At 70.4% G+C, this 15,611-nt stretch carries 15 protein-coding genes; 8 read left to right on the top strand and 7 right to left on the bottom strand.

What is annotated here, in order from left to right:
• Positions 1–109: 109 nt before the first annotated feature.
• A complete protein-coding gene (locus tag DEJ48_RS17585) occupies positions 110–808 on the top strand; it encodes a DedA family protein (RefSeq protein ID WP_150217112.1) in 699 nt (232 codons plus the stop codon).
• Positions 809–838: 30 nt separating this feature from the next.
• Here the strand turns inward: DEJ48_RS17585 and DEJ48_RS17580 are convergent, their stop codons facing one another.
• Complete coding sequence (locus tag DEJ48_RS17580; protein ID WP_150217111.1) at positions 839–2,512, bottom strand: threonine/serine exporter ThrE family protein; 1,674 nt, start codon at positions 2,510–2,512, stop codon at positions 839–841.
• Between the two features lie 118 nt (positions 2,513–2,630).
• The gene (locus DEJ48_RS17575; protein ID WP_055701044.1) at positions 2,631–3,122 is read right to left on the bottom strand and encodes an inorganic diphosphatase; all 492 of its coding nucleotides are present in this window, start codon (positions 3,120–3,122) and stop codon (positions 2,631–2,633) included.
• Between the two features lie 124 nt (positions 3,123–3,246).
• On the opposite strand from DEJ48_RS17575, the gene dacB reads away from it, so the two are divergent.
• The 7 genes from dacB to DEJ48_RS17540 all read left to right on the top strand — a co-directional run bounded on the left by dacB (position 3,247) and on the right by DEJ48_RS17540 (position 12,466).
• The gene (dacB, locus tag DEJ48_RS17570) at positions 3,247–4,755 is read left to right on the top strand and encodes a D-alanyl-D-alanine carboxypeptidase/D-alanyl-D-alanine-endopeptidase (protein WP_223832083.1); all 1,509 of its coding nucleotides are present in this window, start codon (positions 3,247–3,249) and stop codon (positions 4,753–4,755) included.
• 583 nt (positions 4,756–5,338) lie between these two features.
• Positions 5,339–6,466 carry a zinc-dependent metalloprotease gene (locus DEJ48_RS17565; protein ID WP_150217109.1) on the top strand — a complete coding sequence of 376 codons (1,128 nt, stop codon included), beginning with the start codon at positions 5,339–5,341 and terminating at the stop codon, positions 6,464–6,466.
• Between the two features lie 232 nt (positions 6,467–6,698).
• On the top strand, positions 6,699–7,763 hold the full coding sequence (gene tilS / locus DEJ48_RS17560; protein ID WP_150217108.1) for a tRNA lysidine(34) synthetase TilS: 1,065 nt from the start codon (positions 6,699–6,701) through the stop codon (positions 7,761–7,763).
• Positions 7,764–7,817: 54 nt separating this feature from the next.
• Positions 7,818–8,378: a hypoxanthine phosphoribosyltransferase gene (hpt, locus tag DEJ48_RS17555; RefSeq protein WP_150175769.1), complete on the top strand. Its 561-nt coding sequence runs from the start codon at positions 7,818–7,820 to the stop codon at positions 8,376–8,378.
• 195 nt (positions 8,379–8,573) lie between these two features.
• Entirely contained in the window at positions 8,574–10,598 is a 2,025-nt protein-coding gene (ftsH, locus tag DEJ48_RS17550; RefSeq protein WP_150217107.1) for an ATP-dependent zinc metalloprotease FtsH, read from the top strand.
• 111 nt (positions 10,599–10,709) lie between these two features.
• A complete protein-coding gene (folE, locus tag DEJ48_RS17545; protein WP_150217106.1) occupies positions 10,710–11,315 on the top strand; it encodes a GTP cyclohydrolase I FolE in 606 nt (201 codons plus the stop codon).
• Positions 11,316–11,461: 146 nt separating this feature from the next.
• Positions 11,462–12,466 carry an aldo/keto reductase gene (locus tag DEJ48_RS17540; RefSeq protein WP_150217105.1) on the top strand — a complete coding sequence of 335 codons (1,005 nt, stop codon included), beginning with the start codon at positions 11,462–11,464 and terminating at the stop codon, positions 12,464–12,466.
• Between the two features lie 72 nt (positions 12,467–12,538).
• Here the strand turns inward: DEJ48_RS17540 and DEJ48_RS17535 are convergent, their stop codons facing one another.
• The 5 genes from DEJ48_RS17535 to folP all read right to left on the bottom strand — a co-directional run bounded on the left by DEJ48_RS17535 (position 12,539) and on the right by folP (position 15,591).
• Complete coding sequence (locus tag DEJ48_RS17535) at positions 12,539–13,024, bottom strand: DUF3180 domain-containing protein (protein ID WP_150217104.1); 486 nt, start codon at positions 13,022–13,024, stop codon at positions 12,539–12,541.
• A gap of 47 nt (positions 13,025–13,071) precedes the next feature.
• Positions 13,072–13,683, bottom strand: coding sequence for a 2-amino-4-hydroxy-6-hydroxymethyldihydropteridine diphosphokinase (gene folK / locus DEJ48_RS17530; protein WP_150217103.1), 612 nt, complete (start codon positions 13,681–13,683; stop codon positions 13,072–13,074).
• Positions 13,680–14,039, bottom strand: coding sequence for a dihydroneopterin aldolase (gene folB / locus DEJ48_RS17525; protein WP_150217102.1), 360 nt, complete (start codon positions 14,037–14,039; stop codon positions 13,680–13,682). Before folB ends, folK begins: the two co-directional genes overlap by 4 nt.
• A gap of 155 nt (positions 14,040–14,194) precedes the next feature.
• Positions 14,195–14,722, bottom strand: a complete 528-nt coding sequence (locus tag DEJ48_RS17520) for a nuclear transport factor 2 family protein (protein WP_150217101.1) — start codon at positions 14,720–14,722, stop codon at positions 14,195–14,197.
• Positions 14,719–15,591, bottom strand: coding sequence for a dihydropteroate synthase (gene folP, locus DEJ48_RS17515; RefSeq protein ID WP_150217100.1), 873 nt, complete (start codon positions 15,589–15,591; stop codon positions 14,719–14,721). Before folP ends, DEJ48_RS17520 begins: the two co-directional genes overlap by 4 nt.
• Positions 15,592–15,611 lie beyond the last annotated feature (20 nt).

Raw genomic sequence — 15,611 nt, 5'->3', positions numbered from 1 at the left:
TGCGGCGGGAGAGGGGCACTGGAACCTGGGCGGGCCGCCCCGCGTTGATAAATTTGGGGGGCTGCACCTGCCGCCGCCCCGCCCCCTCACCCCTCAGGAGCCCGGAACCGTGACGACGCTTGCGCTCGGACCAAGCTGGTTGGATCCGGATTACCTGCTCAACCAGTTCGGCCTCTGGGGCCTGCTGGTGATCGTCTTCGCCGAGTCGGGCCTGCTCATCGGCTTCTTCCTGCCCGGTGACTCGCTGCTGTTCACCACGGGTCTGCTGATCACCACGAACAAGCTGGACACCCCGCTGTGGCTGGCCTGCCTGCTGATCTGCGTGGCCGCGATCCTCGGTGACCAGGCGGGCTATCTGTTCGGCAAGAAGGTCGGCCCCTCGCTCTTCAACCGCCCGGACTCCAAGCTCTTCAAGCAGGAGAACGTGGTCAAGGCCCACGACTTCTTCGAGAAGTACGGCCCGAAGTCCCTGGTCCTGGCCCGCTTCGTGCCGATCGTGCGCACCTTCACGCCGATCATCGCCGGCGTCTCCGGCATGCGGTACCGCTCGTTCATCACGTTCAACATCATCGGCGGCGTCATGTGGGGCGCGGGCGTCACGCTGCTCGGCGCCTGGCTCGGCAACATCGAGTTCGTGCACAAGAACATCGAGGCGATCCTCATCCTGATCGTCCTCGTCTCGGTGGTGCCGATCGCCATCGAGTTCCTGCGGGCGCGCAGCAAGTCCAAGAAGGCCGCGTCCGTCGAGGGCGCGGGCGCCCCGGGCACGCCCCCCGGCCAGCAGCGCGGCCGCCACGCCAAGCGCTGACGCGCGCCGTCGCAGGCGGCCTGCAAGGCCTTAGAAGCCGCGCGTCCGCTTGGCCGCGCGGCGGTTCACCGCCGAGGTCGCGCCCGGCACCTTCAGGATCAGCCGGGAGACCTCGCTTCCCAGGTTCACGCCGATCGCGATGGCCAGGGCCGTCGCGACGGCCTTGGTGAGCGAGTTCATGCCCGTGTTCAGGTCGTTCTGCGCCAGCGCGAGCAGCCCGAAGTACGTGGCGCTACCGGGCAGCAGCGGGCCGATCGCCGCGGTGACGTACGGCAGTGAGGACGCGAACCGGTACCGCGAGAAGAGCTGCCCGAACAGGCCCACCAGACCGGCCGCGATGGCCGTCGCGGCCACGGGCGACAGTTCGAGCGGCGTCTGCGCAAGGGCGCCGAACATCACCCAGGCGATGCCGCCGTTGAGGGTCACCATCAGCACGGTGTTACGTTCCTGCTGAAGCAGGATCGCGAAGGCCAGACTCAGCGCCATCGACGCCAGGATCTGGATGACCGGCCGCGACGACGTCACACCGAACTTCGTCTCCGGGGTCAGGTTCGTCGCGTCGAGCATGACGCCGAGCGACAGCACGAGCAGCACACCGCAGACGATGCCCACGATGAGGTACATGACCTCCAGGAGACGTGCGGCCGCGGTGATGTAGTAGCCGGTCAGACCGTCCTGGACGCCCGCCACCAGGGCCCGCCCCGGGATCAGCGCGAAGAGCCCACCGGTGATGACCGCCGACGCCATGGACGCCTCGGTGTGCACGAAGCTGAGCGCCACACCCATCCCGGCGGGCGGCATCGCGGCGCCCACGAACTGGTAGAACTCCGGCAGCCCGCGTCCCGCGCACAGCCAGGCGAGCCGGTCGCCGAGCATCGCGCCCACGGCGGCCACCAGGAAGACCAGCGCGCCACCGCCCACGAGCACCGAAGCGGAGCCCGCGAGGAGCCCGCTGGCGGCCGTGAGGGCCCAGCCGGGATAGGGGTGACGGTTACGCCGAATGCCCGCGAGCCGCCGGTAGGCCTCCTCCAGGGAGATCTCGAGCTCCGGGTCGCTGATGTCGTCCACCAGGTGGAAGACCGCCGCGAGACGCGTGTAGTCGGTGCCGCGCCTGCGCACCGTCCTGGAGGCCGTGACCGGGTCGTCGACCAGGGAGGGCTGGTGCGAGATCGACAGGAGCGTGAACGTCACGTTCGGCTCGCAGCGGTCGAGTCCGTACGAGCGGCAGACGGCGAACATCGCCGCCTCCACGTCCTCGGCGCCCTCACCGCCCGCGAGCAGCAGCTCGCCGATACGCAGCGTCAGGTCGAGCACGCGCGGCACGGCGGGACCGGTTTCGTCCTCCTGCTTCTGCGCGGGCTCCGGAGCGGGCCGCTCGGTGACCGGCATGCGCAGCATCGTGCGCATTTGGTCCTGCCACGGCACGTCCTTGGTGAGCTTCACCAGGGGTATGCCCTGCGCGGGCGTGAAGGCCTGCGGGGCGTTGCGGGAGGTGTAGGTGTGCGGCGTGGTGAACGCCGACTTCTCGGTCTCCTGCGTCGTCGTCGACGGGGTCGCGAGACCGGTGGGGATGGCGAACTCGGACGTCGTCTGGGACTCGTCCTCAGGGGCCGGTGGCTGCGCCACCACACCGCTGGGCTGCACGAACGCGCTGCGTGCTTCGTCCGACTGCGGCTTGCGGTCCTCGGCCTCCTGCTCGGCCACTGATGCCCTCACTTTTCATACGACTCGTACGCACCCTCCGTATGGCCAGTATGGGCACAGATACACGAACGGGCCGCGTGACCCCCTTGGGTCGCGCGGCCCGTCCGGGGCGAGTGGCTCAGTGGCCGCCCTCGTCCTTGAAGCGCTTGTAGGAACGCTCGATCTCGGCCTCGGCGTCCGCGCGGCCGACCCAGTCGGCGCCCTCGACGGACTTGCCGGGCTCCAGGTCCTTGTAGACCTCGAAGAAGTGCTGGATCTCCAGGCGGTCGAACTCGGAGACGTGGTGAATGTCGCGCAGGTGCTCCACGCGCGGGTCGGAGGCCGGCACGCAGAGCAGCTTGTCGTCGCCGCCCGCCTCGTCGGTCATCCGGAACATGCCGATCGCGCGGCACTTGATGAGGCAGCCCGGGAAGGTCGGCTCGTCCAGGATGACCAGGGCGTCCAGCGGGTCACCGTCCTCGCCGAGGGTGTTCTCGACGAAGCCGTAGTCCGCGGGGTAGCTGGTCGACGTGAAGAGGCGACGGTCCAGACGGATCCGGCCGGTCTCGTGGTCCACCTCGTACTTGTTCCGCGAACCCTTCGGAATCTCGATGGTGACGTCGAACTCCACGGGTGGCTCCTCCATGATCAGCACATACTTCGGGTGATTAAGTGTCCCTCACGCAGATGTGTGATCGCGAAAGGGGCTGGTCGTCGTGCCGGAGCTCAAGCCTTGGCAGCGGCCTCGACAGCTTTTGAGACAGCTGGCAAAGCCTTCCGCCATCAAGCTCTCCGGGTTCTCCGGGAAGCTCACGACCTGGCAGCTCACAGCTGGGTCCGCCGCCTTCGGCCTGGTCATCGCGGCCGGGGCGGTGGCCGCGGCCGGCCCTTGGGACTCCTCCGGTCAGCGTACGGCGGAGCGGGACCGGGCCGCTTCCCAGGAGGCCTGGGGTGGCGCAGATCACGCTGGTCGGGCGCCCGGAAGCGAGCCCGACGCCGCTCCGAGCGCCCCTTCGGTGCTCGCCGGACTCGGGGCGCCCGCGGGCGTCGCTCCGGCGCCGACGGACTCCGCGCTGGCGGAGGTGCTCGATCCGCTCATGCGGGATCCGGCGCTCGGCCCGAAGCGGTCGGCCGTCGTCCTGGACGCGGCCTCCGGGAAGCCGGTCTACGGCAAGAGCGCGGGCGACGGGCTGACGCCCGCGTCGACCATCAAGATCGCCACGGCTGTCGCCGCGCTGTCCGCGGTGGGCCCGGACCACCGCATCGCCACGAAGACGGTGATCGAGTCCGACGCGTCCGGGACGCCCGACGTCGTCCTGGTGGGCGGTGGCGACCCCACGCTCACCGCCCGCAAGGACGGCCGCTACACGGACACGGCGGCGAGCCTGCGCACCCTCGCCGAGGACACGGCACGCGCCCTCAAGAGCCGCGGCATCGACAAGATCAAACTCTCGTACGACACGTCGCTGTACTCCGGACCCGTGCAGCACCCGATCGGCCCGAACGAGAACATCACGCCGGTCAGCGCGCTCATGGCCGACGAGGGCCGCCTCGACGACTCCACGAGCGGCCCCGCACCGCGCACGGCCGACCCGGCGGGCGAGGCGACGAGGAAGTTCGCGCAGTTCCTCCGCGACAAGGGCATCGACACGTCGACGCCCCCCGAGGCGACCCCGGGCCCCTCCAAGGCATCGGACCGCGCCGAGTCCCTGGCGAAGGTCGAGTCGCCGCCGCTGTCGGCCCTGGTCGAGCGGATGCTGACGCACAGCGACAACGACATCGCCGAGGCGCTGGCCCGCCAGGCGGCGATCGCCGCGAAGGAGCCGGCGAGCTTCGACGGCGCGGGCAAGGCGGTGCGCGACACCCTCTCCGAGCAGAAGCTCCCCCTCTCCGGCACGAAGTTCGCCGACGGCAGCGGCCTGGACCGCGCCGACCGCGTCTCCGCGGAGCTCCTCGCCGCGCTCCTGGACCACGCGGCGGACCCGGGCCGCCCCGAACTGCGCTCGGTCGTCACGGGCCTGCCCGTGGCGGGCTTCACCGGCACGCTCGTCGACCGCTACCCCAAGGACTCCCCGGGCACGGGCGTGGTCCGCGCCAAGACAGGCACGCTGACCGGCGTGAACAGCCTCGCGGGAACGGTGGTGGACGCGGACGGCCGCCTCTTGGTCTTCGCCTTCATGACCACGGGCACGACGGACCCCCAATCGGCCCAGAAGGCCCTGGACCACATGGCCTCAACAGTGGCGAACTGCGGCTGCCGCTGAGCGCAAGACTCTTCGCCGATCCGAGAACTGCTCGCCGAGCCCTGAACGTCCGACGCCCAGGTCTCGCCGCAAAGGGGCGCGGGGAACTGCGCGAGCAACCCCCACTCACCCGCGGCCGAGGGGGTGACTGCCTCGCCGAGCCCTGTACGGCCGACGCCCAGGTCTCGCCGCAAGGGGGCGCGGGGAACGGCGCGAGCAACCCCCGCCCACCCGCGGCCGAGGGGGTGACTGCCTCGCCGAGCCCTGTACGGCCGACGCCCAGGTCTCGCCGCAAGGGGGCGCGGGGAACGGCGCGAGCAACCCCCGCCCACCCGCGGCCGAGGGGGTGACTGCCTCGCCGAGCCCTGAACGTCCGACGCCCAGGTCTCGCCGCAAAGGGGCGCGGGGAACTGCGCGAGCAACCCCCACTCACCCGCGGCCGAGGGGGTGACTGCCTCGCCGAGCCCGGCGCGAGCAACCCCCACCCACCCGTACATGAACACCGGGGCCATCCGCCCCACCCGGGCCCTAGGGGCAGGCTCCAGGGCAATGTCAGGGGTGCCAGCCCCTCCACAGGAGGGAGCCAGCACGTACCGTTGAGCGCATGACGAGCATCGGTGGTGCCGAGATGGTCGACTGGAATCTCGCGGTGGCGACCGCGACCCGGCTCGTGAGGCCGGGCCCGGAAGTGAGCCGCGACGAAGCGCGAGCCGTCGTCGCGGAGCTCCGCCGGCACGCCAAATCCTCGGAGGAACACGTCCGTTCCTTCACGAGGATGGGGACGGAGGCCACCCACGACACCCCGGTCCTCGTGGTGGACAGGGCCGGCTGGGTGAAGGCGAACGTCGCGGGGTTCAGGGAGATCCTCAAGCCCCTCCTCGACAAGATGCAGGACCGCCGCACGGGCACCGGCAACGCCGTGCTGGGCGCGGTCGGCGGCAAGGTGACGGGCGTGGAGCTCGGCATGCTCCTGTCGTTCCTCGCCTCCCGCGTCCTCGGCCAGTACGAGACGTTCGCCCCGGCCACCCGAGACCTCCCCGCGGGAGCGAACGGCGGCGGCAGGCTCCTCCTGGTCGCCCCGAACATCGTGCACGTGGAGCGCGAGCTCGACGTCGACCCCCACGACTTCCGCCTCTGGGTCTGCCTCCACGAGGAGACGCACCGCACGCAGTTCACCGCCGTGCCGTGGCTGCGCGACCACCTGGAGGCCGAGATCCAGTCGTTCCTCGGCGAGACCGAGGTGGACCCGATGACGGTCCTGGAGCGCGTCAGGGAGGCCGCCCAGACCTTCGCGGGCGGCCGCACCGACGCGGCGGAGGGCGAGGAGTCCGAGGGCGGCCGCTCCCTCGTCGAGCTCGTCCAGACCCCCGCCCAGCGCGAGATCCTCGCCCGCCTCACGGCCGTGATGTCCCTGCTGGAGGGCCACGCGGACTTCGTGATGGACGGCGTGGGCCCGGACGTCGTGCCGTCCGTCGGCGAGATCCGGGAGAAGTTTCAGCAGCGCAGGGCCCGCGGCGCGAGCCGTCTCGACCAGGCGCTGCGCAAGCTCCTCGGCCTGGACGCGAAACTGCGCCAGTACCGCGACGGCGAGCGCTTCGTGCGCGCCGTCGTCGACGAGGTCGGCATGGACGGCTTCAACCGCGTGTGGACGTCGCCGAACACGCTGCCCACGAAGGCGGAGATCGCCAAACCCGCGGACTGGGTCGCGCGGGTGCACCGTAAAGGAGACTGAGAGGCCGGATGCGGCCGATGGCAGGAGAACGCCCCCGTAATCACCCGTCCGAGGGACCGTGGGCGATGGGTAGGCGTGCGATGCTCGGGTAACGGCTCGGCTCTGTCACCATCGACACACTCTGAGTGACCGAACGCACGGGAAGCAAGGCCCCCCGAGGGGTCGGACGACCCGAGTGGGTCCTGAGTGACTGGCCCGAGCTCACCCCCGAACTTCACGAAGGGAACCGGACATGGGTCCCCATCCTGCGGTCGCGGCGATACGCCTGGCGGTCCGCCGCGTACTCCACGACGTCCTGACCGACCTACAGCGCACCTCCGAGAACGCCCCCCCACGCCCCTCACGCCCCCCTCTGCCCCCGCAGTCCCCGCACGAGCAGGCCGCGTCGCCGCTCGTGCTCGTCGCCTGCTCCGGCGGCGCGGACTCCATGGCGCTCGCCTCGGCGCTCGCCTTCGAAGCTCCCAAGCTCGGCATGCGTGCCGGCGGCATCACCGTCGACCACGGCCTGCAGCCGGGGTCCGACCTGCGCGCCGCCGAAGTCGTCGTGCGCCTCACCGCGCTCGGCCTGACCCCGGTCGAGTCCGCGGCCGTGGACGTGGGCCGCGACGGAGGCCCCGAGGCCGCCGCCCGCGACGCGCGCTACGCAGCCCTGGATGCCGCCGCCGAACGGCATTCAGCAGCCGCCGTCCTGCTCGGCCACACCCGCGACGACCAGGCGGAGACCGTCCTGCTCGGCCTCGCCCGCGGTTCCGGGATCCGCTCGCTGTCCGGAATGGCGGCGACCTCGGGGGTCGCCGGCCGTTACCGCCGCCCCTTCCTGCACCTCGACCGGCAGACCGCCCGCAAGGCCTGCATGGTCCAGTCGCTGCCCGTCTGGGACGACCCGCACAACGCCGACCCGGCGTACACCCGGTCCCGCCTGCGCCACGAGGGCCTGCCCGCCCTGGAGAAGGCGCTCGGCAAAGGCGTCGTCGAAGCGCTCGCCCGCACGGCCCAGCTCTCCCGGGACGACGCCGACGCCCTCGACACCTGGGCCGCCCAGGCCGAGACGACCGTGCGCGACGCCACCGGCCTCCTGGAGTGCGCGAAGCTCTACGCACTGCCCCCCGCGGTGCGCCGCCGCATCGTCCGCCGGGCCGCCATCGACGCGGGCGCCCCGGCGGGTTCGCTCTTCGCCCGGCACATCGAAGAGGTCGACCGCCTGATCACGGGCTGGCGCGGCCAGGGAGCCATCAACCTCCCGGGCAAAGTCGTGGCTCAGCGCCAGGGTGGCAGACTGGTGATCCGGCAAGGCTGACGAGAGGCCCGTGTGACTGACGGGCCGAGTCGGCCGGTGGGACGACCGAAAGTGATGCGGGTGGACGCGAAAGACATGGGCACCGACCTCCAGTCGGTGCTCATCACCAAAGAAGAGATCGACGCGAAGCTGGCCGAGCTGGCCGCCAAGATCGACGCGGAGTACGCGGGCAAGGACCTGCTGATCGTCGGCGTCCTCAAGGGCGCGGTGATGGTCATGGCGGACCTGGCGCGCGCGCTGTCCACTCCCGTCACGATGGACTGGATGGCCGTGTCGTCGTACGGCGCGGGGACCCAGTCCTCCGGTGTCGTGCGGATCCTCAAGGACCTCGACACCGACATCAAGGGCAAGCACGTCCTGATCGTCGAGGACATCATCGACTCCGGTCTGACGCTGTCCTGGCTGCTCTCCAACCTCGGTTCGCGCGAGCCCGCCTCCCTCGAGGTGTGCACGCTGCTGCGCAAGCCGGAGGCGGCCAAGGTCGCGATCGACGTGAAGTGGATCGGCTTCGACATCCCGAACGAGTTCGTCGTGGGGTACGGCCTCGACTTCGCCGAGAAGTACCGCAACCTGCCGTTCGTCGGAACGCTCGCTCCACACGTCTACGGCGGCTGACGTCTCGCGGCGCGGTGTACGCACCGCGTATGACGCAGGGGAACCCTCACCCGTTTCCCGACGTTGGAGCATGCGAAGGCCGGATTGCCAGCAGTCCCGGGCAGCTTCGGGTCACAATGCTGGGGTACCGTCCGAAGAACAGTCTTTATCAAACTCACTATGGCAGGAGGGACGGGGCGTCATCGCTCCGTATGGATGGACGTGAAGCGATACTTCCGTGGGCCAGTCATGTGGATCGTGCTGGCCGTCCTTGCCGTGGTCGTGTTGATGCAGGTCGTCGGCTCGTCCGGTGGCTACAAGACGGTGGACACCGGCCAGGTCGTCCAGGCGATCAACGACAACAAGGTCGAATCCGCCAAGCTCACCACCGGTGACGAGCAGATCATCAAGGTCGAGCTCAAGGACGGCCAGAAGGTCAAGGACAGCAGCAAGATCCAGGCGAGCTACATCGGCGACCAGGGCGTCGACCTCGCCAAGACCCTGCAGTCCAAGTACCAGACCAAGGACATCCCGGACGGTTATACCGTCTCGCCGTCGAAGCAGAACCCGTTCGTCGGCATCCTGCTCTCCCTGCTCCCCTTCGTCCTCATCGTCGTCGTCTTCCTGTTCCTGATGAACCAGATGCAGGGCGGCGGCTCCCGGGTCATGAACTTCGGGAAGTCCAAGGCGAAGCTCATCACCAAGGACACCCCGAAGACGACGTTCGCCGACGTGGCGGGGTCCGACGAGGCGGTCGAGGAACTCCACGAGATCAAGGAGTTCCTGCAGGAGCCGGCGAAGTTCCAGGCCGTCGGCGCCAAGATCCCCAAGGGCGTGCTGCTCTACGGCCCGCCCGGTACGGGCAAGACGCTCCTCGCGCGCGCCGTCGCCGGTGAGGCCGGAGTCCCGTTCTACTCGATCTCCGGTTCCGACTTCGTCGAGATGTTCGTCGGTGTCGGTGCATCCCGTGTGCGTGACCTCTTCGAGCAGGCCAAGGCGAACGCCCCGGCGATCGTCTTCGTCGACGAGATCGACGCCGTCGGCCGTCACCGCGGTGCCGGTCTCGGCGGTGGCCACGACGAGCGCGAGCAGACGCTGAACCAGCTGCTCGTCGAGATGGACGGCTTCGACGTGAAGGGCGGCGTCATCCTGATCGCCGCCACGAACCGCCCCGACATCCTCGACCCGGCGCTGCTGCGCCCCGGCCGTTTCGACCGGCAGATCGCCGTCGACCGCCCGGACATGCAGGGCCGTCTGGAGATCCTCAAGGTTCACCAGAAGGGCAAGCCGGTCGCCCCGGACGTCGACCTCTCCGCGGTCGCCCGTCGTACGCCGGGCTTCACCGGTGCGGACCTGAGCAACGTCCTCAACGAGGCCGCCCTGCTCACCGCCCGCAGCGACAAGAAGCTGATCGACAACAGCATGCTCGACGAGGCGATCGACCGCGTCGTGGCGGGCCCGCAGAAGCGGACCCGGATCATGTCCGACAAGGAGAAGAAGATCACCGCGTACCACGAGGGCGGACACGCCCTCGTCGCGGCGGCCTCACCGAACTCGGACCCGGTCCACAAGATCACGATCCTGTCCCGCGGCAGAGCCCTGGGTTACACCATGGTCCTGCCCGAAGAGGACAAGTACTCGACCACGCGCAACGAAATGCTCGACCAGCTGGCGTACATGCTGGGTGGACGCGCGGCCGAGGAGCTCGTCTTCCACGACCCGACGACGGGCGCGGCGAACGACATCGAGAAGGCCACGGGCACGGCCCGCGCGATGGTCACGCAGTACGGCATGACCGAGCGGCTCGGCGCGATCAAGTTCGGTGGCGACAACACCGAGCCCTTCCTCGGCCGCGAGATGGGCCACCAGCGCGACTACTCGGAAGAGGTCGCGGCGCTGGTCGACGAAGAGGTCAAGAAGCTCATCGAGACCGCGCACAACGAAGCGTGGGAGATCCTCGTCGAGAACCGCGACGTGCTCGACAACCTGGTCCTCCAGCTCCTGGAGAAGGAGACCCTCGGCAAGGACGAGATCGCCGAGATCTTCTCGACCATCGTGAAGCGCCCGGCCCGCCCCGCGTGGACCGGCTCCTCGCGGCGCACGCCCTCGACCCGCCCGCCGGTGCTCTCCCCCAAGGAGCTGTCGCTGACGAACGGTGCGAACGGCGCGACCCCCGCGGTGACGTCGGGCAGCACGGAGCAGCCCATCGAGGTGGCCCCGGAGGACCGCCCCGAGAGCTGATCCCGCCCGCCTCAGCAGGCCCGGAATGGATGCCGTGCCCCCCTGGTTCTAGCCTGGGGGGCGCGGCTTATTTCGTACGCCCGCGTGAGACGCACAGGAACGAGGCACAAGATGACCGACCCGGTGACGCTGGACGGCGACGGCCTGATCGGCGAGTTCGACGAGAAGCGGGCCGAGAACGCCGTACGCGAGCTGCTTATCGCCGTGGGGGAGGACCCCGACCGGGAAGGGCTGCGGGAGACCCCGGGACGTGTGGCGCGGGCGTACAGGGAGATATTCGCCGGACTCTGGCAGAAGCCCGAGGACGTGCTGACGACGACGTTCGACCTCGGCCACGACGAGATGGTCCTGGTGAAGGACATCGAGGTCACCTCCTGCTGCGAGCACCACCTGGTGCCGTTCCGCGGTGTGGCGCACGTGGGGTACATCCCGGCCACCACCGGCAAGATCACGGGCCTGTCGAAGCTCGCCCGCCTCGTGGACGTGTACGCGCGGCGTCCGCAGGTGCAGGAGCGCATGACGACGCAGATAGCGGACTCGCTGATGGAGATCCTGGAGCCGCGCGGCGTCATCGTCGTCGTGGAGTGCGAGCACATGTGCATGTCGATGCGCGGCATCCGCAAGCCCGGCGCCAAGACCATCACGTCCGCGGTCCGCGGTCAGCTGCGCGACCCCGCGACGCGCAACGAGGCGATGAGCCTGATCATGGCCCGCTGAGCCGGTTGCCGGTTGCCGGTTGCCGGTTGCCGGTCGCCGGATCCGAGCGGGCCGGAGGCCCGCGTTCCGCTCAACTCGCGTGCTCTGTGCGGTTGTTGTGGCTCAAAGTGGTGGACGGTGGGGGCGGTGGCCGAAAGACTGCGTGTATGACGAATACGCACACGCGGTCCCTGCCCACCCGCAAACTCGGCGGCCTGGAGGTCTCCGCCCTCGGCTACGGCGCCATGGTGCTCTCCCCGGGGGTCTACGGAGAGGTCGACGACGAGCGCGGCGAGCGGGCTCTCCTCGCGGCGCTCGACGCGGGCGCCACGATCATCGACACCTCCGACGGGTACGGCGTCGACGGCCACAACGAACAGCTCATCGGCAAGGCCCTGAGAGGCCGCCGCGACCAGGTCGCGATAGCCACCAAGTTCGGCTTCCGGCTCCCGGAGGGCGTGGAGCCGCACCCCTTCCCCATCGGCTACGCCTTCGGCGAGCTGGCCGTCAACGGCGACCCGAAGCACGTACGCGGCTATGCCGAGGCGAGCCTGCGGGGCCTGGAGACGGACTACATCGACCTGTACTACCCGCACTTCCCCGACCCGCAGATCCCCATCGAGGACACCGTCGGGGCGGTCGCCGAGCTGATCAGGGAAGGGCTCGTCCGGCACCTGGGCCTCTCGAACGTGACGGCCGCCCAGCTGCGGGCCGCGCACGCCGTGCACCCGGTGTCGGCCGTGCAGATCGAGTGGTCGATGTGGAAGCCCGCCGAGCCGGAACTCCTCGCGGCGGCACGCGAGCTGGGCGTCGGGCTCGTGCCCTGGTCGCCGCTGGGCGCCGGCTTCCTCACGGGCACGGTCGGCCAGGTCACGGAGGGCGACTTCCGGCAGAACGCCCCGCGGTTCGACGCGGCGAACCTGAAGGCCAACAACGACCGCTTCGCGCCCGTGCGCGGTGTCGCGGAGGAGCTGGACATCACCCCGGCGCAGCTGGCGCTCGCCTGGCTGCTGCACCAGGACCCGAACGTCGTGCCGATCCCCGGCAGCCGTACGCCGAAGCACATCGAGGAGAACCTCGCGGCCGCGCACGTACGGCTGGACGCGGACGTCCTGGCGCGCCTGGAGCGCATCCTGGGCGAGACGGAGGTCGAGGGCGGCACCCTGCTGTAGCGGCCCGCGGAACGGGTGTCCGGGCGTTTCTGCGGGCGGGGCCCGGGCCCGGGGTGTTCCTGTGGGCGGGGCCTAGGCCGCCGCGGTCGTCTCGCCGTTCTCGTCGTCGTCCTCGGGGAGCTTGCAGACCCGCTCCATGAAGAAGGCGGCCGCTATCACCGCGATGCCCATCAGGACCGAAAGCCCCGCGTACACCGCCTGGTCGCGGCGGGGCGGGATGTCGAGGTACTCGAGCAGGAACGCGCCCGTCCCGCCGTACATCCCCGAGATCAGCGCCGCCACCAGGGCGCTCGCCTGGCCGAAGACGACGGCGCGGGCGGCCATCATCGGCTCGACGCCCTTCGCGCCGGGACGCCGCTCGCGCTGGGCCCGCAGCCGGGAACGCAGGGAGAGCGCCGTCGCGAGAAGGACGACGGCGATGACCGCGAGCACGATGGGCGCGGCCAGCGGAACGCGCGGCAGCGAGCCGACGGAGTCCCAGAGGCGGGCGCCCGACCAGGACAGCACTCCGGCCACGAGGAAGAGGCCGACCAGTGTCCTGATGCGCAGTTCCTTCACGGGTGACCCTTCATCGGCTTGCTTTCCTCGACCGCCCTCTCCAACGACTACTCCGGCAGTCGGAGTTCCAGGTCGGCGCGGGGAGCCACGCCGTCCCGGGTGACCGCGGCGAGCAGCTGCGCCACCGGGCCCCGGCCGCCCAGCTGGGCCTCCGGTTCCACATCGTGCCAGGGAGCGAGGACGAAGGCGCGCTCGTGGGCGCGCGGGTGGGGGAGCGTGAGGGTCGGGTCGTCGGAGACCACGTCCGCGTACGCCACGATGTCCACGTCGATGGTGCGCGGGCCCCAGCGCTCGTCCCGCACGCGGTGGAAGGCCTCCTCGACCGCCTGCGCGCGCTCCAGGAGCGAGGCGGGCGGCAGGGTCGTCTTCACCACGACGACCGCGTTGAAGTACGAGGGCTGGGTTCCGGGGTCGACGCCCCAGGGCTCGGTCTCGTACACCGGAGAGACCGCCTTGACCCGCAGGCCGGGGGTGTCCTCCAGGGCGTCGACGGCCCCCTGCAGCGTCTCCAGGCGGTTGCCGAGATTGCTGCCGAGGGAGATCACGGCGCGCTTGGGGTTGGACAGGGTCGAGTCCGCGGCGTCCACCTGCGCGACGACGGAGGTGGGCACCGGCTGGACGGTGGGGTCGCTCTGACCCGCTTTGAAGGGCGCAGTCATACTCGGCTCCGGGTGATGGTGACGGTCACGTCGTCGAACGGGACGGTGATCGGGGCGTCCGGCTTGTGCACGCAGACCTCGACCTCCAGAACTCCGTCGTGCTTGAGACACGCCTGGGCGATGCGCTCCGAGAGCGTCTCGATGAGGTCGACGGGTTCACCCTCGACGACGGCCACGACCTCTTCGGCCACGACTCCGTAGTGCACGGTCTTCGCCAGGTCGTCGTCGGCCGCGGCCGCTCGCGTGTCCAGACCAAGCACCAGGTCCACGATGAAGGTCTGGCCCTCTTCGCGCTCCCGCGGATAGACACCGTGGTGCCCGCGGGCCTTGAGGCCGCGCAGCGCGACACGATCCACGCGAATCACTCCTGCAATCGTCGGTATCGGCAGGCCTGCACCGAGTGCGGTCGGCACACCAGCCTCGATCGAATCTACCTGCGAGCACTGACAGCACTCGCCCGCGGGGCCCGTCGGGCACCACGGCACACACTCGTCGATGGGCGCCTACCCACTCAGGTGGGGGTCTCCTCACCCTCTTCGTCATCGGTTTCCGCGAGGACCGGCGACGCGTGGTGCGACCACAGCTTCCAGCCGTCGGGTGTGCGGCGAAACACATTCGTGGCGACCACGAGCTGGCCCACGAGCGGGCCGAGCTCGCCGCCGCCCTCCGGGGGCGGTCCGCCACTGAGGATGTTCTCCGTGCACGTCACCAGAGCGGTGTCGCCGGCGACACCGACCTTGAGGTCGGTGAGGAAGAACTGAATGTATTCAGTATTCGCCATGATCAAGGCGTAGGACCTGAGGACCTCGCCGCGGCCGGTCAGGACCGGCCAGCCGGGGTGGACGCAGGAGACGGCGTCCCCGGCCGTGTCACCGTCCTCCGAGCCCTCGGCGTCCTCGGCGTCCCCCGATTCCTCCGGGGTGTCCTCGGAGTCCAGCCAGAGGTCGGACACCTCGTCGAAGTCGCCGCGTTCGAGGGCTTCGTAGAAGGCGGTGTTGGCGAGTTGTACCTGCTCGATGTCGGTCCTCGCGGCGGTCACCGAGGGCCGCCAGCCGCGCCGGTCACGGCGCGGGCGACGCGGACCGCGTCGGCGGTCGCCCGCACCTCGTGCACGCGGACCGCCCAGGCGCCCTGGTGGGCGGCGATGGCGGAGACGGCGGCGGTGGCGGCGTCGCGCTCGCGGGCGGGCGGCGGGGCGCCCTCCGGGCCGGCGAGGACGCGGCCGAGGAAGCGCTTGCGGGAGGCGGCGACGAGGATCGGGTGGCCGAGTTCGCGCAGTCGCTCCAGGTGGGCGAGGAGCGACAGGTCGTGCTCGGCCTCCTTGGAGAAGCCGAGGCCCGGGTCGACGACGATGCGCTCGGGGGCGATGCCGCCCTCGATGGCGGCCTGCACGCGTGCGTGGAGCTCGTCGACGACTTCGGAGAGCACGTCCTCGTAGTGCGGCTTGGCGTGGATGTCGGTGAGGAAGCCGCGCCAGTGCATGACCACGAAGGGGGCGTGCGCGGCGGCGACCGCCGGAACCATGCGCGGGTCGGCGAGGCCGCCGCTGACGTCGTTGACGAGGACGGCGCCCGCCGCGAGCGCCTGCTCGGCGACGGTGGCGCGCATCGTGTCCACGGAGACCGTGACACCCTCCGCGGCAAGGCCCCGGACGACGGGCACGACGCGCTTGAGCTCCTCGTCCTCGTCCACGCGGGGTGCGCCGGGGCGGGTGGACTCGCCGCCGACGTCGACGAGGTCGGCGCCCTGCGCGACGAGGTCGATGCCGTGCTTGACGGCGGCCGTCGTGTCGAACCAGCGGCCACCGTCGGAGAAGGAGTCCGGCGTCACGTTCACCACGCCCATGACCGCACAGCGGTCCCACTCCGGCAGCCCCTGGACCGATCCCCGCCCGCGCAACGTACTCATACCACCAGCCTAGGCCCGAA

The organism is Streptomyces venezuelae (genome assembly GCF_008642315.1).
GTDB classification, from domain to species: domain Bacteria; phylum Actinomycetota; class Actinomycetes; order Streptomycetales; family Streptomycetaceae; genus Streptomyces; species Streptomyces venezuelae_D.
Note: the sequence above shows the minus strand (reverse complement) of the source record. Positions and strands in the feature narration are given on the sequence as shown.